Annotated in this window: 17 protein-coding genes; all 17 read right to left on the bottom strand. The window is 42.7% G+C overall.

All coding sequences use genetic code 11. From position 1 onward, the window contains the following. On the bottom strand, nt 1-1,251 hold the full coding sequence (locus Ga0466249_RS17430) for a DUF445 domain-containing protein (protein ID WP_215830753.1): 1,251 nt from the start codon (nt 1,249-1,251) through the stop codon (nt 1-3). Nucleotides 1,252-1,267: 16 nt separating this feature from the next. Then, on the bottom strand, nt 1,268-2,779 hold the full coding sequence (locus tag Ga0466249_RS17435) for a CAP domain-containing protein (protein ID WP_215830754.1): 1,512 nt from the start codon (nt 2,777-2,779) through the stop codon (nt 1,268-1,270). Between the two features lie 40 nt (nt 2,780-2,819). Further along, nucleotides 2,820-3,593: a histidinol phosphate phosphatase gene (locus Ga0466249_RS17440; RefSeq protein ID WP_215830755.1), complete on the bottom strand. Its 774-nt coding sequence runs from the start codon at nt 3,591-3,593 to the stop codon at nt 2,820-2,822. Between the two features lie 21 nt (nt 3,594-3,614). Continuing rightward, nucleotides 3,615-3,866 (bottom strand): hypothetical protein, encoded by a 252-nt coding sequence (locus tag Ga0466249_RS17445; RefSeq protein WP_215830756.1) that lies wholly within the window; start codon nt 3,864-3,866, stop codon nt 3,615-3,617. A 90-nt stretch (nt 3,867-3,956) separates the two neighbouring features. After that, nucleotides 3,957-4,988: a sodium:calcium antiporter gene (locus Ga0466249_RS17450; RefSeq protein WP_246588829.1), complete on the bottom strand. Its 1,032-nt coding sequence runs from the start codon at nt 4,986-4,988 to the stop codon at nt 3,957-3,959. Nucleotides 4,989-5,353: 365 nt separating this feature from the next. Then, entirely contained in the window at nt 5,354-7,075 is a 1,722-nt protein-coding gene (ggt, locus tag Ga0466249_RS17455) for a gamma-glutamyltransferase (protein ID WP_246588830.1), read from the bottom strand. Between the two features lie 194 nt (nt 7,076-7,269). After that, complete coding sequence (locus Ga0466249_RS17460) at nt 7,270-8,496, bottom strand: (S)-ureidoglycine--glyoxylate transaminase (RefSeq protein WP_215830757.1); 1,227 nt, start codon at nt 8,494-8,496, stop codon at nt 7,270-7,272. A 167-nt stretch (nt 8,497-8,663) separates the two neighbouring features. Beyond that, a complete protein-coding gene (gene arcC / locus Ga0466249_RS17465; RefSeq protein ID WP_215830758.1) occupies nt 8,664-9,599 on the bottom strand; it encodes a carbamate kinase in 936 nt (311 codons plus the stop codon). Nucleotides 9,600-9,674: 75 nt separating this feature from the next. Next, nucleotides 9,675-10,460 carry a (S)-ureidoglycine aminohydrolase gene (gene allE / locus Ga0466249_RS17470; protein ID WP_215830759.1) on the bottom strand — a complete coding sequence of 262 codons (786 nt, stop codon included), beginning with the start codon at nt 10,458-10,460 and terminating at the stop codon, nt 9,675-9,677. A gap of 22 nt (nt 10,461-10,482) precedes the next feature. Next, entirely contained in the window at nt 10,483-10,638 is a 156-nt protein-coding gene (locus tag Ga0466249_RS17475) for a hypothetical protein (RefSeq protein WP_215830760.1), read from the bottom strand. Nucleotides 10,639-10,642: 4 nt separating this feature from the next. Next, nucleotides 10,643-12,238, bottom strand: a complete 1,596-nt coding sequence (locus tag Ga0466249_RS17480) for an L-lactate permease (protein WP_215830761.1) — start codon at nt 12,236-12,238, stop codon at nt 10,643-10,645. 10 nt (nt 12,239-12,248) lie between these two features. Further along, complete coding sequence (locus tag Ga0466249_RS17485) at nt 12,249-13,655, bottom strand: YlbE family protein (RefSeq protein ID WP_215830762.1); 1,407 nt, start codon at nt 13,653-13,655, stop codon at nt 12,249-12,251. Nucleotide 13,656: 1 nt separating this feature from the next. Beyond that, nucleotides 13,657-15,204 (bottom strand): acyl-CoA synthetase FdrA, encoded by a 1,548-nt coding sequence (gene fdrA / locus Ga0466249_RS17490; protein WP_215830763.1) that lies wholly within the window; start codon nt 15,202-15,204, stop codon nt 13,657-13,659. Further along, nucleotides 15,191-16,120 carry an oxamate carbamoyltransferase subunit AllH family protein gene (locus Ga0466249_RS17495; protein WP_215830764.1) on the bottom strand — a complete coding sequence of 310 codons (930 nt, stop codon included), beginning with the start codon at nt 16,118-16,120 and terminating at the stop codon, nt 15,191-15,193. The genes fdrA and Ga0466249_RS17495 overlap by 14 nt, the downstream gene beginning before the upstream one ends. Nucleotides 16,121-16,308: 188 nt before the next feature. Continuing rightward, nucleotides 16,309-17,709: an NCS1 family transporter gene (locus Ga0466249_RS17500; RefSeq protein ID WP_215830765.1), complete on the bottom strand. Its 1,401-nt coding sequence runs from the start codon at nt 17,707-17,709 to the stop codon at nt 16,309-16,311. A 36-nt stretch (nt 17,710-17,745) separates the two neighbouring features. Next, entirely contained in the window at nt 17,746-19,098 is a 1,353-nt protein-coding gene (allB, locus tag Ga0466249_RS17505) for an allantoinase AllB (protein WP_215830766.1), read from the bottom strand. An 18-nt stretch (nt 19,099-19,116) separates the two neighbouring features. Beyond that, a complete protein-coding gene (gene allB, locus Ga0466249_RS17510; RefSeq protein ID WP_215830767.1) occupies nt 19,117-20,478 on the bottom strand; it encodes an allantoinase AllB in 1,362 nt (453 codons plus the stop codon). Nucleotides 20,479-20,533: the final 55 nt, after the last annotated feature.

Below are 20,533 nucleotides of genomic sequence, written 5' to 3' on the forward strand. Positions count from 1 at the left end.
CTACTTGATGACCAAGTTTACTGCATGTAAAATAAGTCCCACTGTTCCACCTACAACAGACCCATTAATCCGGATCATTTGCAAATCATCGCCAACTTTATTTTCGATAAACTCAATAAAATAGTCATTTGTATAGGTATTAAGATTTTCTCGAATAAGACTTCCCAGCTGTTGGTGATGACGGTCAATGACAGAAAATAAGATTCTTTTCATTAAATGATCAAGACTATCTTGTTGACCCTCGCTATTTTTAAATGCCTTTAACATAACATCCAGTTGCATTTCCAACTGATGCAAAAGGCTCACTAAGAAGCCCTCTTCATGCTCAGCCCTGTCCCGCTCACGACAAATAAATTCGCTAACTAAACTGCGAACAGGTAGCTGCTTTAATAACATTTGCTTGATATAGGCTATCTTTTCTAATAATTCAGGGGTTTCTTCCAGCTGATTTATCAGCTTCTCCAGCCATAATCGCTGATTTTTAAGTAAATAACTGTCTGGCTGTTTAAGTAATTCTAAATAATGAAGAAGCGCAGCAAGTGCTGTATCACGCATCGTCAATGTAGACAAGCCGCCTGAATCAAGTAGCCAAAGAGCCAATTTACGTTGACTCTTCCCTGCTGTATAAGCTATTTTCGACTGTTCAATCAAATCCTGCAGCCAATTGGAAAAATAGGGCAGCTGACAAAATCGAATCAATTCATCAAGTAAAAATAAACTAATCCTCCTGTCATAACCTTGCTCTAAAAGCCAGCGCAAAGTCTGTGCTACAATAGGGGCCAGATTAGCTGACTGAATATAACGCTTAGCACCTGTTTCTACAACCCGGCCAAAGTCATTGGGATTTACTTTTCCAAGCAAGTCTTCAACGACATTACGCATGATGAGATGAATTTTTTGGCGTCCTCCAGATTTTTCTAAATAGTCAATGGCAATGACAGACATATTATGTCGCGCAATTTGTTCTTTCACATGTTCCTTGGTCAGTAAACGATTCTCCACCATATCCACAATATCATTAAAAATTCGTTCACGATTGCGCGGAATAATAGCCGTACGAAAAGAAATGCCAAGGGGGCGACGAAAAAGCGCATTCACAGCAAACCAGTCAGCTATACCACCCACTAAAGCGGCCGAAGCAGCACTAAAAATCAGTCCGCCCACCAAACCTTTTGCAAAAGGAAGGCTCAATAAAAACAAACAAGCGGACACAATTAAAGTAATTGTTGCTTTATAACGATTTGTTCCCATGATTACCTCACGTAATTCACTCCTGAATTTTTATTTGCTTTTTACCATCCCTTGTATAAATTTCAACAGGAATATGGCTTTCTAATCCATTTGCACGCAGAATCAAATCATAGTCAGCTTCAGGTAAAATCTTGCTATAAAAACTAAATTGTTTAGTCCTATTCTCCCAACGCTCAATCCATTGAGTCTGTCCCTCAGGAACAAGTTCATAAGTCATATCTGCTAAATCGCCACAATTAAGCGAGACTCTCACAAGTTCAGCTGTTCCACCTGTATCTAAGGCAGACAGTTCTATTGCCATAGATTCAATGGCTAAATTAGAAACCGTTCGATACTGCCAGGATTTTTCCCAAAGTTCATCACTATCATCATTATAAAGCAACCGCGCTTTGACTGCTACATGATAAGTGGCAGCGAAATTTAACGCCTCTTTAGGAATGATGAAGACTTGTGACTTGACTGTATCCAAGCTCGAATCAACAATATAACTTGGGACATCTTTGCCTTGTTCATCTTGTAAAGAAGCCGTAATTAATTGAAACTCTTTAATTTTAGATGAATAAACACCAATTGTAATGGGATAACCCACAAATTGGCTGTCAATCCCAAAAAAGCGCAGAGGATTCGGTACTTCACTCACATACCAACCCAATTTAGCATCCCCCTGATCTTCATAAGGATAGGTGATGATGGGATTATTACCATCGAATTCTCTTGTAGCAGCATTAATTACAAGGACATTGTCAGCACCATCGCCATGACTGCTAAACCCAATTCCTACATCATGATAATTAGGATTTAATAAAACGATCCGATGATAAGGACTATCGCAGAGGCCAATCACACCTCGTTCCGGCGTAAAAGCCCCACCTGGATCAATGACCTCACCAATTCGGCCAAAATAGCCAAAATATGCCCCGCGCTCCACGGCACTTTTACCTGTATATCCCGGCTTATCCCACTGTTCTTGGTGAATACTTAAAGTAACCGTCTGGGGAAAATAACGGCTAATATAATTACTATGGCTTTGAGCTGCATTATTTAACTCTTCCTGTAAAACGAGCGGCTGTAACTTTACCTGTTGTCGAAGCTGATTTAAAGCCTGCAAAGCGGCCTTTCTCAACTGGACTTGCTCATCACTAGGAGAACTTGGGGCTATATCTGCAGTGGGCGTAACAATGTCAAACTGCGATTCAAAATGCATGGGTTGGTAACCATCGAAAAAAAGATCACACCACATAAAATGGGCGCCCCCGTCAAGTTCTGCTGGCGGCTTATAAGACAAGGTTTGGTGAATAGGATCCCACCAAGCCATTACTTCCTGATCATCTAGAAACAAGCGCACAACAGCTGGCGCTATAGGGGCAGAAAACGTCCAAGTAACAAGCGGACGTTTTGCAATTGTCACGGTATTCATAGCTGGAGTGACGATATAGTTAAGAAAAAAGGGACTGGCAAAAGTCAACGGTAACCAACAAAAGAACCCAATCAAACTTACAATTCCAAAAACGACAATATGGTTTTTCATGCTCTCATAACCCACGAGTATCCACAACTTTCCGGCACTATTATTCTGTCAACATCATTCTTTGCCGCCCCTGATAATAAACGGCTTGCAAACTACAACGCTGTGCAAGCTGCCAAGCATCTTGAAGGTGATTAGCAACAGCCGTGGGTCGATGGGCATCTGAACCAAGCGTAACATATTTTCCACCAAGATCATGAAATTTTTGATAAATGGGCAACAAATGTTCCATAACCTGCCGATCATCAAAACGTCGCGTATTGATCTCAAGAGCAATATCTTTCTGTACAACAACTGTAAGCAATTCCTGGATAACATCGGAGAAATCATGATAATAAATCTCAGGATCCGCATAAGGCGCATAACGCGCAATATAATCGATATGACCCAAACTATCCACAAAATCATAGGCTTTCACACAATCAATCATCGTACGAAAATAGCGTTCATAAGCTTCCTGTTTGCTCCGCCCCTCATAGTAAGGCGGATAAAACAGATCATGCTGGTCCACAACATGAATGGAACCCAACACAAAATCAAATGGACTTTCACGGACTACCTGGTTATATTCAGCAAGTGAATCTTGCCTTAAGCCAATTTCAATACCGAGTAACAAAGCCTTGTTACGATAAGGTCCGTAAAGAGAAAAATAATCGTCAATAGAAAAAGTAAATTTACCTGAAACAGGATAATGCAAATCCATATGTTCCGTTATAATGGCACCATAATTTTGCTGACTCATTTCTTTTTTCAGTTCGTCAAGAGTCATTTCAGAATCCGTTGAAAAGCACGTATGTAAATGAGTATCAAAAAGCATCGTTTTTCCTCCTAAAGAAAACTAATTACCACGAACAGCTTGGTAGATGACCTGTGGACTTCCAGCGCAATCAAAAACAAGGGGTGTTAACTTTTTTAGATCTTCAATGCGCCAGCCCAATTGTTGCCTGTCAAGAAGCTGCAAGGCTTGTTCAAGTGACTCTGCCATAATGACAGCAATCGCATCGGTATATAAATCTTGATGGATAACAGGCTCTTCTATCATACTATAACTATGAAATTTACGGTTATGAAGCCAAACAAATACTTTCATGCTTCCACCTCATGTTCATAATAATCAACTACCTTACATAATTATAGGTACACTCAACGATATCCTTTCTGCTTTCAAAGCATTTTCAGGCTATTTTATCGATGAAATAACAAATTCACGAAAAAATCCTTGACTGAAAAAATAAACTCCTGCAGCGAACATCATATAAAAGACAGCGGCAAAAGATAACCGCCCTGCTGAAAAATGATTATTTTTCAGGGTAACTTGCAAAAAAGCAATCGAAGCAATCGTTGCAATAACAGCCATAGCTAGATAGCTATCAAAACGCCATGGCGTAAACAGTAGCCCAAAAGCACTGGGAATGGTGGCCTGAATCATCATAGATCCGCTCACATTCGCTAAAGCCAGCGATATTTTCCCCTGTCTAACCCAGATGATGGCATTGAGTATTTCGGGTAACTCTGTTGCAATAGGGCTCAAAAACAGCGCAATAATATGTGAGGGAACACCAAGTAATTCACTGAATACTTCCAATCGATTCACAAAAATTTGGGAACCTAAACAAATAAAGAGTAGTGATCCGATTGTTTGAACAAGGACCCATTTTGTTTCAGGTTCTGCCTGCTTTGAACGAATTTTTAACGGTTCAGAACTTGGGCGTTCCAGTTCACATTCCACACACATCTCTTTGTGGCAATAAAGCGCATAAACAGCGAAAAGTAAAATAGCCGCCAAATATTTACCAGCAAATGTGGTAAAACCTAAGACTGCATTAAAAATAAAGATACCCAAAAACCATAACTGATCTTTACTCAATTTGCCATAATCAATAGCTAACCGTCGACGGACATGACCTTTAGAAGAAGCAAAAATACACCAGCCTACTACGGCATAACCAATGGTACTCAAAATGAGGGGACCGCCAAGAGCCGAACCGACACCAATATCCTTCTGGCTTTCCGTTACGCCAAAAGCGACGGCAATAAGCGTAATAATACTTTCAGGCAAAGCTGTACCAATGGCAGCAAGAACCGTTCCAACTGTATTCCCCGCAATATGAAATTTTCGGCCCACCCATTCAATCCCATTGACAAAGTATTCACAGCTTAGGTAAATCAGCACAGCCGCAAGTACAAGTGTAAGAATAAGTAACATCATCATATTTCCCTCCATTAAAAAAAGACCTTTGGTGTAGTGTTATACACCAAAGGTCTCGTTACGCATAAAAGCGGACAATGCCAGGATATACCAGTTTGTTGACATTGTCTATCAAACTACTCCCCTTCGATGTGCAAAGTATAGCATAGACAAGAATATCTGTCAAAAGAAAAGACCGGTACAAAATAAACAGTGTCAATATTTGAAAGAATAGCCGGACGCTTTATCATTGATAGGCTTGTAAATATATGATTCCTGGACTGCCGGGATCTCCATCTATAGAAAAATCTTCTTGATGTTTTAAATTTAACAAAAGGATAATAAAAAAAGCCCGGAAAATTCCGCGCCTAATTTTATTACAATTGTTTTTAGAAACCAACAGCAGCGCCATCGCCACGAGGATCAGCGCCCCCGTATTTCACACCGGAATTTGGGTCAACCAAAATTGCTCCCGCGTGTCCCATCACATCCGTATAGTCTTCGACAACTTTAACGAGCTGGCCACGGTCTTTCAATTGACTAATAACTTCAGCTGGAACGCGGCCTTCTATTTTAAGATCATTGGATGATGCGCCCCAAGTGCGACCAAGAAGCCAGCGAGGAGCCTCAATCGCATCCTGAACACTGAAATTAAAATCAACAATGCGGGTTACAATAGCGGCTTGCGTTTGGGGTTGCCCTTCTCCGCCCATCGTGCCGTAAACTAAGTATGGTTTATTATCTTTAAACAACATAGCAGGATTTAAAGTATGGAAGGTACGTTTATGAGGTTCTAGATGATTAACGTTAGTGGGATCTAAAGAAAAGAAACTACCACGATTTTGTAACGTTACCCCTGTTCCCTTTACTACAATACCTGAGCCGAATTCATGATAAATACTTTGAATTAAGGATACTGCATTGCCCTCTTTATCCACTATGCCGATCCAAACTGTGTCGCCTTGTGAGTCTAGGGGTTTTACATTGGAGGCGGCTTGCTGCATATTAATACGCTTTGCTAATTCTGCACCGTGTTCTACCGATAATAAGTTAGCAGTAGGTATTTTTACGAATTCGGGATCAGTGAGCCACTTGTCGCGATCAGCGAAAGCTTGTTTAGTAGCTTCAACTATGACGTGATAATAATCAGCCGTTCCCTCTCCCATTGATTTTAAATCCACGTTATTCAGGATATTTAAAATCGAAAGAGAAGTCATTCCTTGCGTATTCGGTGGTAAATTATATGCTTTATAACCTCGATAGTCTACTGAGAGCGGTGTTACCCAATTAGCTTTATGATTTGCGAAATCTTCCAGAGTTAATACCCCACCGTTGGCTTGTACGTCAGCAACGATCTTTTGTGCAATTTCCCCTTTATAGAAACCGTCTGCACCTTTTTGAGCGATAATTTTCAGGGTATTAGATAGATCTTTCTGCTTAAATAATTCTCCTGTTTTATAAGGAGTGCCGTCATCCTTCAGGAAAACAGAACGAAAGCCTTCAAATCGTTGTAAATTACGAAATTCATTATCATGTGATTCCACATTTACTTTTGTCCAGTATGCTTGACTAGGCGTTACAGGAAAACCGTTTTCTGTATAATTGATAGCACTATTCAATAATCCTGACCATTGCTGATTGCCACCCATCGCCGATTTTGAATACTCATAAGCATCCCACCATCCCGAAACGGCGCCAGGAACAGTATTCGCCGCGAGATATCCCCGTGCAGGAATGTTATGATAACCTTGCGATTTATAGAAGTCAATTGTTGCTAAACTACCTGACCGTCCACTGGCATTTAAGGCTTTAAGTTCGCCAGTCTTGGCATTATAAATAAGCCAGAAATTGTCACCGCCAATTGAATTCATATGTGGGTATACAACACTTATTGTTGATGAGGCTGCAATCGCAGCCTCTACGGCGTTACCGCCTTTTTCAAGAACCTGTAAAGCTGCTTCCGAAGCCAGATAGTGCGGTGTTACAACCATACCATCTGGTGCCATGGTTGTAGGCCGATTTGAAGCATTGGTTACTGGCATTGCTGGTAAACTCAAGAAACCTATTAACACGATTGCGAAAAAACGTTGCCACCTGTTTAGTTTACTCAATGTTACGCCCCCCTATAAGTTTTTCCAATCAATTATAAGAAAGCTCCTGATTCCTTTTTTCATAAAAGCCAAGGTATAATGGACCCCCGTTGTCAAAACTGATTTCGGATTGTCTTCAAGAATATCATTTGTTGACGTTTGACACAGTGCTGTTATCTTTTACGCAATGTTAGTGAATATATCGATAAAAAATCTTATTCTTCATTTTGATAGATATCTAGGGCAGCTTGGACCGCTTCTCCAGGACATACCTTTGCTTTGTGACGAATAAGTACCGCCTCCAATGCTCCTAACAGATAGAGAATATTTTTCTTTCTGCAGCTATAGCCCATCGAACCAATTCTCCAGATTTTACCTTTCAAAATTCCAAAGGAGCTAGCTATTCCAATTTGAAAATCTTGCATCAACATATGGCGAACCGATTCACCATCGACCCCATCCGGTATCGTGACCGATGTCACTACGGGAAGTTTGCAATTTGGATCACCAAATATATTCAGCCCCATAGCCTGAATACCCTGAATCAACGCTTTTTCATGTAATTTATGTCTAGCGAATCTTGTTTCAAGTCCTTCTTCTAATACAATTCGTAATCCTTCGCGCAGAGCATACAACATAGAAGTCGCTTCAGTATGGTGATTCAACCGAATTGGACTCCAATAATCCATAAGTTGACTAAGATCAAAATAATTACTACGGATTAACCTTGCTTGCTGATTTTGCAGATCACTTGGATCAGCTAAACCTCTTTCAATTTTCTTACGCTGTAATAATACTGCTTCTACTCTTGAATTAAAAGTAATCGGTGCCATTCCAGACGGAACAGATAAACATTTTTGGGTACCACCAATGGCGGCGTCAATTTTCCATTCATCAACCTTTACGGCAGTTCCGCCAATAGTCGCGACTGTATCAACTACAAATAAAATATCCAATTTGCGGCACGCTTCCCCAATTTCTTTTAATGGTTGCATACACCCTGTTGAAGCTTCCCCATGAACCATGGCCACAATTTTCGGTTTAACTCTCCTTATTTCTTGAATCACCACTTGCGGATCAAAAACCTGTCCCCAATCTGTTTCGATATTGACAACATTAGCGCCATTCCGCTCAGCAATTTCCGTAAGCAAATGACCAAAACGGCCATAAATTGGAATTAGAATCTGATCTCCGGGCTCAATGATGCTACAAAGAATAGCTTCAATACCAGCCCGTGAAGTACCGTCGATCGGAAAAGTCCATTGATTTTCAGTCTGAAATACCTTTCTAAGCATTTCCATGGTTTGATTCATAAGCTCGGTAAACTCTGGATCAAACTGTCCCAATATGGAACTACACATGGCTCTGAGCACTCGCGGTTCAGCCTCAACAGGACCCGGCGTCATCAGTGTACACTCTGAAACATTCAACTCTTTATACATCTAATTTAATCTCCTCTTAGTTACACAACTGCTAAAGTGATTGATTTCACACTTTAGCAGTTGCTTACATATTTATATTATCATCTAGTTTCTTCAGCTGAATCGCTGTTCCTGCTTTGTTCTATCTTATCTAGCTTTTGTACCGCCATTTTTAATCCACCATTTCATTATGAACAAATGATTGTTCCGCTTTCTTCGGTAACCGCCTTATACGCATTTTCCAAAGAGGTAATAATAGCTTCCCGGCCTGGTCCAGATTTAACAAACCTAATAGCCGCCTCGACTTTTGGCAGCATAGACCCTGGAGCAAAGTGACCTTCTTCAATATATCTTTGCGCCTCATCAATCGTAATACGCCCCAGCCACTTTTGGTTTTTCTTGCCGAAATTTATTGCGACACTGGGCACGGCAGTAAGGATAATGAAAATATCTGCATGAATAACCTCTGCCAGTTTAGCTGCTGCCTTGTCCTTGTCAATCACAGCATCTACACTGTACAACATGCCATTTTCACGATATACGGGAATCCCGCCACCGCCGCAGGCAATCACAACATCCCCATTCTCCATAAGACAGCGGATTGTCCCTTTCTCCTTAATATCAACTGGTTCAGGCGACGGCACAACCCGCCTGAATCCTCTACCTGAATCCTCAACAAAGGTATAGCCTCTTTCTTTTCTGATTTCGCGGGCCGACGCTTCCGTGTAGAACAGACCAACCGGCTTGGTTGGTCGCTGAAAAGCCGGGTCATGCGGATTGACAATGACCTGAGTGATGGCTGTTGATACATGTGTCGTTATTCCTTGTGTAAAAAAGGCATTTTGCAGAGCATTTTGCAGGTGAAAGCCAATATATCCCTGGCTCATGGCACAGCATTCGGCGAAAGGCATAGCGGAGACTTTGGAATTTTGCTTATAGGCAAGTTCAAAGGCCAAGTTAATCATTCCGACTTGCGGTCCGTTACCATGGACAATAACGATTTTATAGCCATTTTTAACGAGGCTTGCAATATGACTGGCAGCAGCTAGAACAGCTTGTTTCTGTTCGTCAGGAGTATTGCCAAGCGCGTTACCTCCTAAAGCGATCACTAACTGTTTGTCCATTTCATTTCTCCTCTATTATATTGTTATAAATAACTGACCGTTCTGTCTACACGTTAAAATCAAAGCTTATTAAATTCACAATATCACATCACGATTACAATCTTTGGAATAGACATAAGCAAAGTCTTCATCACGCCCTACAGCATAGCACGCCTGCAGGCAATATGCGCCCATAAAAATGTAATCGTCCTTTTGAACAGGCACCCAATCGTTATCCAGGTTATACATGCCCTGTCCGCTCAGACAGTAGGCGCCATGCTCTTGAATATGCGTCTCCACATAACCATGCGAAGCGCCCGGCTTGAAACTAAGGATGTGGAAATTACAGTCAAAGGCAATATCTTTAGGCAAAAAGTCTTTGATCAAAACATCTTCCATGCCTTCGTAATTTGTCCACTCCAGGGCCTCTGTATTGCCGGCAACAACATATGGTTTATAGCCTTCCAGCCATGTGTAAACCCGTTTATATAGAAAGGCTTTAGCCTCTTGACCGCTTTCATTGTAAAAATAAAGCTTCGTCCCAGGAGGACAATATACATATCCTCCCTTGTCCAAGGAATATGTCTGCTCCCCGGCTTTGACAACCAGACTGCCCTCCAATAAATAAAACAGCGTTTCTACGCCATCTGCACCAAAGCCAAGTTCATTCTTTCCTTCGGCATAGATGGTAACAAGATAATCAACAAAACTAGCCCCTAGTTTAGGTGAAGAGAAAATTGTAATATCGCAATTTTCAAATCCCGGAATAACATTCTTTACCAAACCATCAGGGGTAAGAAGGGCATAGCTGCCTTTCTTGACCACCGATCGATTTGTTAAAAGCTCTTTTCTGTATCCAACGACATTATTAAGATAACCCATAATAATCCCCTTTCCATTCTGTTTATTTTATGCGTTTCAGCATCGGCCCCGACATCCCCATGAACAAAACCAATATTCCGGCTACCGAACTACCGGCACTACCCGAATGACCGCCAAAATACAATAATGGAAATGCAATGATAATCAATGTCGGCAAAAATATTGCCCACCGCTGCATTCTCTCACCACCCTAATTGATATGATAAAAAAATAACCGCGCCAAATGCTGCACATAGTAATAGGGCACCGCCTATTACCTTACTGATTACTTCTCCCTCATGGCCTAACATTCCGACTGCCGTTGTTCCTAGCAAAATCTTACTTGGAGAAATGATGCTGCCAACAGCACCGCCGACCGTTTGCGCTGCAAGCAGCGGAGCTTTGTCAATCTGCAGCATCTGCGCAACTTGCTGTTGAAAACTGCCAAACAATATATTAGAAGACAAATTGCTACTGGTCATAAAGGTTCCTAGCAGCCCGATAAGCGGTGAAAGAATCGGGTAAAATCCACCGGTCGCCGCCGCCACACCCTGAGCAAGAACAGTAGTCTGCCCCATATCATCCATGACTTTGGACATAGCAATCAAACCGATAACTGCAATCGCTGACGGAATCGTCTTGGCAAGCGAGTTTTTCATAATACGCTTTAAGCCATTTGTTTGGATATAACCCCACCGTACGTAGCATAGATAACCAATCAGCGCCGCTAATAGTAGAAAGGCCCCAGAATTAATAAGCGGAGCCAGCGGGGCATAGGCCGGATAGCTATGCGTCGTAAAACCCAGCGCTGTTGATTTTCCTGCAAAGGATAGAGAAAACTGCCATTGTCCAAGATAGTTTTTTATACTGCTGTTTAACAAGACGACAACGGCCAGCACAATCAAAAATACGTAGGGAATAAAAGCCTGGTGAATATTCATAGCGTTGGCGCCAGTATTTTCTTGCTCAGTCTGTTCGACAAGCGGATCGTAAAGTTCTACGGGCTGACGATAATACTTAAGTCTGCCAATCATAAAAATCAAACCCAGTGAAACTGAGGCAATAATAAAATTGCAGAGCATAGGATTTAATAATGCTATGCCGATTTGTCCAATTCCCTGGAACAGTCCTAGCAGAATTACTGTAACCGCATTCCGCTTAATTCCCTGATAGCCGCCGGCTAAACTAGCAATGAGCAGTCCGGCAATAAGATTCACAACGCCGAGCATTGACGTAGTCCAGATAATGGTCTTATAAAAAATCAACGGATCACTTACATCAACCTGGCTAACCAAACCATCCCATGCAAGGCCTAAAGTGCCAAACGTATTGCCCCAAGCTTGCCCAAGCAAGGTAATGAGCACAGCGGTCAGGGGTTTAACCCCCATGCCAATCAAAAGCGGCGCACATACTACTACCGGAACTCCAAAGCCGGTAATTCCCTGCAAAAAGCCATCAAAAATCCAGCCGACAGCCAATACTTGCAATACCTTGTCAGGCGTAAACTGCTGCATACCGGCGCGAATTACTGAGAATGCGCCCGATTCCCGCGATACTTCATAAATAATCAATGCTGGGAAAACGACTAAAATAATCGACAGCGAAGTCCATATTCCTTTGGCCACCGCCAAGGCAATCATATCAAGGCCGCCACCAAAAACGAAGTAAGCAATGAGTATCGAAAATAACAAAACTACCAATGCCGCCTCATCGCCACCCCAGTGGCAATAAAGCAGCAGCACCAACAGCGCAAGTATCGGCGCTAGAGCGGCCAACCAGTGTACTATATCAAAAGACATAATCTCCCCCCTAATCTGTCAGTGTTTTAGCAAATGCCGACAAGGCCTTTTCAAAGCAAACATAGGGAGCTTTCACCACACCGGCCCCAATCTGCCCGATTCCAGGCAACCGATGGGCCATACCGGTATTGATTACCGGCACAATATCATTTTCAATAACTTTTCGAATATCGATGCCTAATGGAGAACCTTCAAAATTCATGGTTGCTAATAAAAATTGCGTACTTTTGCCGGTAGAAATTACTCCCATTTCTTTGGTGTACCGAACGGCATCGTCTTGTGAACCTGCACCCACAAAACGTACTACTGCCGGCGACGCCGCCATGGCAACACCGCCAAGTCCAATTACTTCCAAAATAGCGCTATCCCCCATGTCCCGATTGGCATCTTGAGGCCCAAAACCGGGAAAATATAAGCCTTCAGGCAGGTTGGCTGGTGCCGTAAACCACTTTTCACCTGTTGCAGCCACTTTAACACCGAAGTCTGTACCGTTACGGCACATAACAGTTACAATGGAACTGTCTTTTACTCCTTTAGCTGGATCTGTAGTAGATTTAGCAGCCGCCATAGCCAAATTGAGGAAGAACTGGTCGTTATCGCAAATAAATTTTATAACCTTAGCCTTAGCTTCATGATCCATAGGAAGCTTAGCGATCAACGGGCAGATTTTTCTGGCAAACAAGGAAGAAGCGGCAGTATTGCGTTGATGCATCTCGTCTCCCATTGCTAAAGCCTGCGCCATAATAACCTTTAGATTGATCCCGCCGCATAATTGGACAGCATCATGAATAGCTGGTCCTAAGCTGTCCCTAAACCAAAATAGACGTTCAAGCACCTCAGGATCATTTGCGCCAAACCGCATCACTTTGCCTAAGCCTTCATTGATAGAACAATAAGCCGTATTGCCAAATGCCTCATTTTTAACTTCAAATACCGGCATATGATAAGTGATCATGCCTGTCATCGGACCGACGGATCCATGATGATGGTTCGGCGACAACTTTATGGCACCACTTTTAATCAACTGAATAGCTTTCTCATCATTCTCAGCCAGCCCCTCAAAGCGAATGGCCCCTAAAATCGCGCCTTGCATAGGCCCGCACATGGCCTCCCATTCAATTGGAGGTCCGGCATGCAGTATTGTTTCTCTTGTTAATCCTTTCAAAACGGTATGAGCCGGTTTTACGCCCATGAGTACCGGCTGAGCGTCATTGTATATTTGAATTACTTTTTCATTAGCGGCATTAATACGCTCTTCATATTTATCAAGCAGTCTGGCAACCTCCTTATTGCCACCTGCTGGCGGACGCCAGGAAACATGTGTTGTCGGCACAGCTTGTTTGATAAGCGTCTTAGAAAAAAGCTCTAATCCCACATTTACCACATTAAGTTTTTGATTAAGCAGGTTATTTGACATCTTAGCTATTCCTCCCAGCAACGATCATTCTAGCCAATCTGGCAGCCTGCGCATTCGTCGTAGTAACCACTACGCCGGCTTGCTGCAATTTAGCAATTTGCGCTGCTTTATTTTGTTCATCCTGATTAGTACCGCAAACATACGCGACAATTGCCAGTGTATTACCATGCGCGGCAGCCGCCTTTTTCGCCTCTTCAAGAACAGGCACCAATTCGCCGACCGGATCATCGGCGGCACCGTAACCAATGACCACATCAAGCAATAACACGGCGGTCTGTGGATCACCGGCGACCTTGAGAATATGTTCGTCACGCAATGACCCGTCAATCATCGGATGCGGTTTGCCCATAGTAAAATGGTCGTCCCCCAGATCGATCGCCGTATGCTGGCCAGCTACCAAAACATCCATTGTTAATAGTTCCTTACGCAGCGGAATATTGGAATATATCGGGCCAAGTGTTTCGCCCAAAACCAGCATTGTTTCGTAGCATAATGTACCGCCAGCATATAAAGCACGCACATATTTCTGTCCTGTCGCCAATTTTTCCCGGGCTGCCCGCGCCCAATCAGTAATTTTCGTTTCAGTAGCAAGCAATGCCGGCTTTCTACCGCTTAAATCGGCTGTTTTTAACGCAGCTTCTTCTAATGTCGCTACAGCAGTCACATTAGCCGGTGCATGATCAATAGCCGCGCCAAGGAAACAGAGAACAACTTTTTTACTGGTTTCGCTCAGTTTGCTTATAATCTTGTCAACTACCGATTTAGCCGGAGGCTTGGAAATTAGCACAATCGTTTGAGTATGATTATCCTGAATCAGCATGTTAAGTGCCTGCAGCATTGTCGTTGCACCGATGGCTTCTTTCAAATCCCTGCCGCCTGTGCCGATTGCCTGGCTAATTCCCACTTCCATAGCATCCAGTAAGCAAATCACTTCCTGCAAGCCGGTACCCGATGCTGAAATCAGACCTACATTCCCTGATTTGACTTTGTTGGCAAACCCAATGCCTATACCGCCAATGATTGCCGTACCGCAATCCGGCCCCATAACCAACAAGCCCTTTTGTACAGCCTGCGCCTTGAGCTGGGCTTCCTCTTCAATAGAAACATTATCGCTAAATAAAAATACATTTTTCCCGTATTTTAAGGCACGTTCAGCTTCAATAGCCGCATATTCACCTGGAACAGAAATGAATGCCAAATTAATTTCTGGATCATCCTGATATGCCTTTACCGCCGAACGGATAATTATCTCATCAGCATTTTTGCCACCAGCCACTTTTTTACCCATTTGTTCATCTATCTTGCCAATAACCCACTGCACATCAATATCTTCCGGTGCCCGAAAAGCTAAAATCAAGTCATTAGGACCAGCGTCCTCACCATCAGACCCTAATAAATTCGCTTCTTGCAAAATAACCCGGTTAGCCGGTGTACCCATCATAACCGAAACATCATCCAAGCCCTCAACCTGTTTAAGTTGTTTAGAAATAAGCATCAGAGTAACTGAATCATAATAGTTATTTTTTCGTACTACATTATAAATTTTCATTTGTCGACTCCTTTCTCTTGAGACGGTTACCTGCAGATAACGCGGTAAAGCCGCCATATACAAAACCTACTAATAAATCAACGCCGGAAGAATGCCCTAGCTGCATAAGTCTCCGGGCTTTATCAAGCAATTCTTGCATGGGTTCAATGCCAAATGAACCAAGCATTTCACCCACCCGTTGATGATACAAGCCTCTTACACCATACTTAAGATACTCAACCGACATACAGGTAGTTAAGCCTGGAGCATTTAACGTCAGATACCGAATCATTTTCTGCGCTGCATGCCGGGAATTTTCCGGCTGAATGTGAATAATAGCACTGAGAAAACCCAGCAAAAAATCGTCGCCGGCAGGAGTTGATCCAGGGCCTAGGCCAAGAAGACCGCAAATTCCTTCACAGATTAGGTTCTCCCTGTCTTCTTCGACACCCGTGATCAGCGTCCGAACCATCTGCGGAATCCTAGCATCAGGAAAACTGCCGTCCCGGCAAAATTTTTCCGCATCACACCCGCCAAGGTACACCATAATGCCGCCTTTATAAGCGGCGCCATTACATAACTTCTGCAGTTGCCGAAGCTGCGGCAAAAAGTTGGCCGCACCAGGCGCTAAGAAAGTTTTACAGGAAAAATGCGAGCATGTTTGCAGACCCTGTACTGCTAAAATATTACCGAGTACAATGGCGCCGTTATGGTATTGAACCATTTGTTGCTGTTCCAGCCCAAAGTCCAGCCAGCTGCCGGCTAAGTCCACTTCAATGCCAAACGGAATATGATCCAAGCCTGAACGAACCAAAGAAACGACTCCATCAGTGCTCATCAAATTGATGTAGTCATGATGAATTGATTTTATGAACCCCATGGTGCATTTCGGCAAGACCAAGTCTTCTGAAACTGCAGCAGCCTCAAGTTGCAGCAACACTATCACCTTCACAAGTTTATTATAATGAATTTTCTAAATTTACTCATAGTGCATTTACCCCAATAAACCGGATGCTCGTTAAGCACAATGCACATTGTGGAAACGCCCGAAAGATTATAAGGCGAAGGCTGCCTCAACAAGTATAATCTTTTGAGACAGCCCCTTATCATGGTTATTTTAATATCTCACTCAAAAATTGTTCCTTTTTTGAACCTGGAATCTTTATAGGCATATTTCATCAAAAACATATACGAAATACCTGCTACAACAAAACCGATAATCCAGGCCAGTTCTACTTTTAAAAATGCGGCGCCGGCGCCAATCAGCATGGCAATAATCGCACAGGGGTTATAACCGCTGAACTGGCCGACTTGCTTGTACAATTCTGTAATATCAATTTTTTGCTTCCTTAATACATAATACTCAATCAACAAAATTGAAACAATGGGTCCTAAGAAGGCGGAATAGATAAGAATAAACGTTCCAAGACCTTCCGCCGAAGAATCTTGTACAAGCACCCATGGACAAGCACATAAAGCTAAAAATCCAGATATAGTAACAGCTACCTTGTATTTCACTTTTGTGATAAGAGTAATAACATAAGTCGGCGGAATGATATTTGCCACCATGTTTACTGCTATCGCCCCCATAACAATAAACGCCGAAACTAAGAAGGTGATATATGAATTATTGATGACGATGGCAAAGGCTTTCACCGGATTAGAAATACCCGTTGCCGAAGCAAGCATTGCGCCAATACAAAGCACAAAACCATAAGCCATTAGAATGGGCAGAAAATATAAAAAGCTCCGTTTTCCATTACTGATACCAGATTTTAATTCTCGAGAATAATCGGCTGCGCTCAAAAAGATGGCTGCATAATTTCCCATAAACATCATAATAAAGGCAAAGAACGGCAAACCCCATGTTCCTTGTGCATAAACCCATTTTTCCATAATAACAGCACTATGAGAAGTCAAAAGAAGCACGAATACATAGAGAAGCGCCAGCATGATGACAGTGGAGATAACCGATTCCACCCACTTAATGGCATGAAAGCCATAGAGAGAAAGTATGATTTGCACTGCCTGCAAAATTACGAAACAGACAAATATGTTGTCAAAAGCCCCTCCAGAAACAATCTTGACAATTTCATTTAAAGCAGTACCACCTATCCAGCTCTGAAAACCATACCAAACAATAGCGGGAATACCACGCAAAAGAGAGGACACCACACAACCTTTCAGTCCAAAAGACATTCTAAGCTGTACAACATAAGGGATACCCGTTTTATATCCCAGTCTGTCGTTTAGGGCAAATACCGTAGAAATAATTCCGATTGCGATAATAGCTGCTGCAAAGGTCTGAAAAATATTTAATGTTGCGATTCCGGCTACAATTAAACTAGAGCCAAGAGTCATATTGCCTAAATTTACGCCATCGCCCAACCACATAAACATATAATTTATCGGCCCAACCGTCCTGTCTTCCGGCATTTTCGGGATGAGAGACTCGTCTACTCCCATATTCTGCGACACTTGCGCAACATTTAGATTGCTGTTTTTTTCATTGGTATACACTGTCATTAATCACACCTTCTCTCTATTTTTTATCGATAGTGATTAGAAACTAGGTCTTAAGAGTTTGCCAATAGGTCTTGATACAATTTTTCCATCTTTAAAAACAGTTGTTCCTCTGAGAATAGTTTGAACTACTGCCCCATGGAAACTGTCCCCGACATATGGACTTACCTTATGTTTATAGAACAGATCCTCAGCCTGCAAAGTGAACTGCTTGTCCAAGTCTACCAGTGCAAAGTCCCCGTCATAACCAACAGCGATTTTTCCTTTACCCTTGATTTTAAATATCTCATTAACCTTGTGCGAAGTTAGTTCTGCAATATCTGTTAGCGGAACTTTTCTTTCTCGATAGGCATGGGTCAGCAGACCGGTAAGCGTTGTCTGACAAGCAGAAATTCCGCCCCAAACCTTCAAAAACGGACCGTTTTTCAGCTTCGGATCGCAAGGGGAATGGTCGGAAGAAACAAAGTCAATCTCGCCATTGAGCAGTTTACCCCACATTTTCGCCTGGTTCTGCGCATCACGGATCGGCGGCGAACACTTAGCAATCGTTCCCAAACGTTCCACGTCCTCATCCGTAAGGATAAGATAATGACCAATCGTTTCACACTGAACATCAACGCCTCTTTTTCTTGCCTCGGTAACAAGCTCGACGGACCTTGCCAGACTAACATGGGCAATAATCAATTTACAGCCGGTTCCTTCGGCAAAAGCAATCATACGGGAAACACTTTCAATTTCAGTAATAGGAGCATGAGCGGCAAAATAATCCCTTACCCCCGTTCGATTCTGAGCAAGAGCAAGTTCCGTGAATTTTTTAGTAAGCTGCGCATTTTCACAGTGTACCATTAACGGCAGGCCCAATTTAGCCAGTCTTTCCATACCAACGAGTGCCGTATAATCATCGGCTCCTTCAAATTCATCAATACCACTGAAACAAGAGAATGCCTTAAAGCCAATAACGCCGCATTCGGCAAGTTCTTCAAGCTTATCTAAATTTCCAGGCGTAAACCCTCCCCAAAATCCGTAATCTACTAAAGATTCTTTTTGTGCCACAGCAAGCTTGGCCTGAAAATTCTTAGCATCTAGTGTGCAAGGATTGCAATTAAGCGGCATATCAAAGTAAGCTACACCACCACCAGCAGCCAAGGCAGAACTTCCGGTTTTGATGGTCTCCCATTCCGTTCTTCCCGGATCGTTAAAATGCACATGCCCATCTGTCGCGCCGGCAAATACATATTTGCCGGCTGCGTCAACTGTTTCCGCAGCACTGCCCATAATTTCAGGCGCTATTTCTGCAATGATTCCATCATAAACAGCAACATCCAACTTCTTGATCCCATCAGGAAAAACCAAATTCCCATTTCGAATAACTAAGTCGTAACGCTTGCCCAAAATAAACCCTCCTTTGGTTTATTTATTTGTTTTTTTTACAAATTGTCCAAAGCCTTTTTGACCGACCAGCTGGCCATTTTCGGTGACAACTTGCCCTCTGACCAAAGTACATACAGGCAATCCAACGCCCTTTAAACCAACAAATGCCGAAATTTTATTAACATAGTATAACGAATCAGGCGTGATTTCCCATTCCTTTTTCGTATCAAAGATAACCAGATCGGCATCGAAACCAACTTTGATAGCCCCCTTTTTCCCGTATATACCGAACGCCTTGGCCGGACCTTCGCTTAAAGCTCTGGCCAATATTGTCGGGCAATATCCTCTTTTTACCACACCTTCACTAAAAACAGCCTGCATTGTACTCTGTATACTGCTGAGACCACCCCAAGCGCCAAATATTCCATGAGTCTCCTCACTTTTTTCACTCAACTCACAAGGGGAATGATCTGAACCAATACAGCTTAATGTACCGTTTTCAACATATTTCCACAATTCTTCTACCGCAGCAGCTTCCCTAAGAGGTGGCGCACATTTAAACAAACTGCCGTTTTTGAGTACATCCTGATCAGTAAAAGCCAGATAATGACCACAAGTTTCGCCGGTAACATCCACACCATTCATCTGTGCCTCCTGAATGGCCTTGGCAACTCTCGGATGGCTTACATGGCAGATATGCACTTTGGCTTTCAGTGTCCTAGCCAATTCGATAATATTTTCCGTTGCGATCAGTTCGGCTATGACCGGCCGCGAATCAAGGAAATCCTGCCAATTATTCTGTTTTTTGCGCTGCGCCCGTTGTTCTTCCCATTTGATAATGGAATAATCCTCGCAATGGAACCCAGCACGGGCATCACAGGTTTTCAGAATTTCCAGCGCCTCTTTAGCCTGTCCGATTGAAAGCGTCACATAATCCGGAGAAACCGGACCGATAAAGGATTTGAAAGCAACACACCCTTTGGCATTCAATTCCTTTAAAGAAGCAAAATTATAGTCGACGAGTCCGCCCCAAAAACAATAATCTACATAGGCATTCGGAGCAACATGAGCCAATTTTTTATCAAAAATATATCCGTCTGTAAGAGCCGGCTCATTCTGCAAAGGCATGTCTACGACTGTAGTATATCCTCCTACGGCCGCCGCAGCAGTTCCATGAGCATAATCCTCCCGCCAATTATAACCGGGATCATTCAGATGTGCATGGCTGTCGATAGCACCTGGAAACACATAGTTTCCCTTAACATCCATAACTCTTTTGGCCTCGAGAGAAGTACCAGGCGCAACTATTGCTGCTATTTTGCCGTCCTGAACACAAATACTCGCCGCAAAAACCCTGTCTGATGCAACAACCTTTCCATTTTTAACAACCAGATCAAACACTGTAAGACCTCCCCTTATCAATATTTTGAGTCTGTCTTGGACAGAAGGTACGCGT

This window comes from Pelorhabdus rhamnosifermentans, assembly GCF_018835585.1.
GTDB classification, from domain to species: Bacteria; Bacillota; Negativicutes; order UMGS1260; family UMGS1260; genus Pelorhabdus; species Pelorhabdus rhamnosifermentans.

What these genes read in the sequence shown, in the direction of transcription:
- Ga0466249_RS17450 (WP_246588829.1), bottom strand. Translation starts at nt 4,988, where the DNA reads ATGATGATGTTACTTATTCTTACACTTGTACTTGCGGCTGTGCTGATT.
- Ga0466249_RS17500 (WP_215830765.1), bottom strand. Translation starts at nt 17,709, where the DNA reads ATGACAGTGTATACCAATGAAAAAAACAGCAATCTAAATGTTGCGCAA.
- Ga0466249_RS17460 (WP_215830757.1), bottom strand. Translation starts at nt 8,496, where the DNA reads ATGTATAAAGAGTTGAATGTTTCAGAGTGTACACTGATGACGCCGGGT.
- arcC (WP_215830758.1), bottom strand. Translation starts at nt 9,599, where the DNA reads ATGGACAAACAGTTAGTGATCGCTTTAGGAGGTAACGCGCTTGGCAAT.
- Ga0466249_RS17480 (WP_215830761.1), bottom strand. Translation starts at nt 12,238, where the DNA reads ATGTCTTTTGATATAGTACACTGGTTGGCCGCTCTAGCGCCGATACTT.
- Ga0466249_RS17430 (WP_215830753.1), bottom strand. Translation starts at nt 1,251, where the DNA reads ATGGGAACAAATCGTTATAAAGCAACAATTACTTTAATTGTGTCCGCT.
- Ga0466249_RS17485 (WP_215830762.1), bottom strand. Translation starts at nt 13,655, where the DNA reads ATGTCAAATAACCTGCTTAATCAAAAACTTAATGTGGTAAATGTGGGA.
- allE (WP_215830759.1), bottom strand. Translation starts at nt 10,460, where the DNA reads ATGGGTTATCTTAATAATGTCGTTGGATACAGAAAAGAGCTTTTAACA.
- Ga0466249_RS17435 (WP_215830754.1), bottom strand. Translation starts at nt 2,779, where the DNA reads ATGAAAAACCATATTGTCGTTTTTGGAATTGTAAGTTTGATTGGGTTC.
- Ga0466249_RS17445 (WP_215830756.1), bottom strand. Translation starts at nt 3,866, where the DNA reads ATGAAAGTATTTGTTTGGCTTCATAACCGTAAATTTCATAGTTATAGT.
- Ga0466249_RS17475 (WP_215830760.1), bottom strand. Translation starts at nt 10,638, where the DNA reads ATGCAGCGGTGGGCAATATTTTTGCCGACATTGATTATCATTGCATTT.
- fdrA (WP_215830763.1), bottom strand. Translation starts at nt 15,204, where the DNA reads ATGAAAATTTATAATGTAGTACGAAAAAATAACTATTATGATTCAGTT.
- Ga0466249_RS17440 (WP_215830755.1), bottom strand. Translation starts at nt 3,593, where the DNA reads ATGCTTTTTGATACTCATTTACATACGTGCTTTTCAACGGATTCTGAA.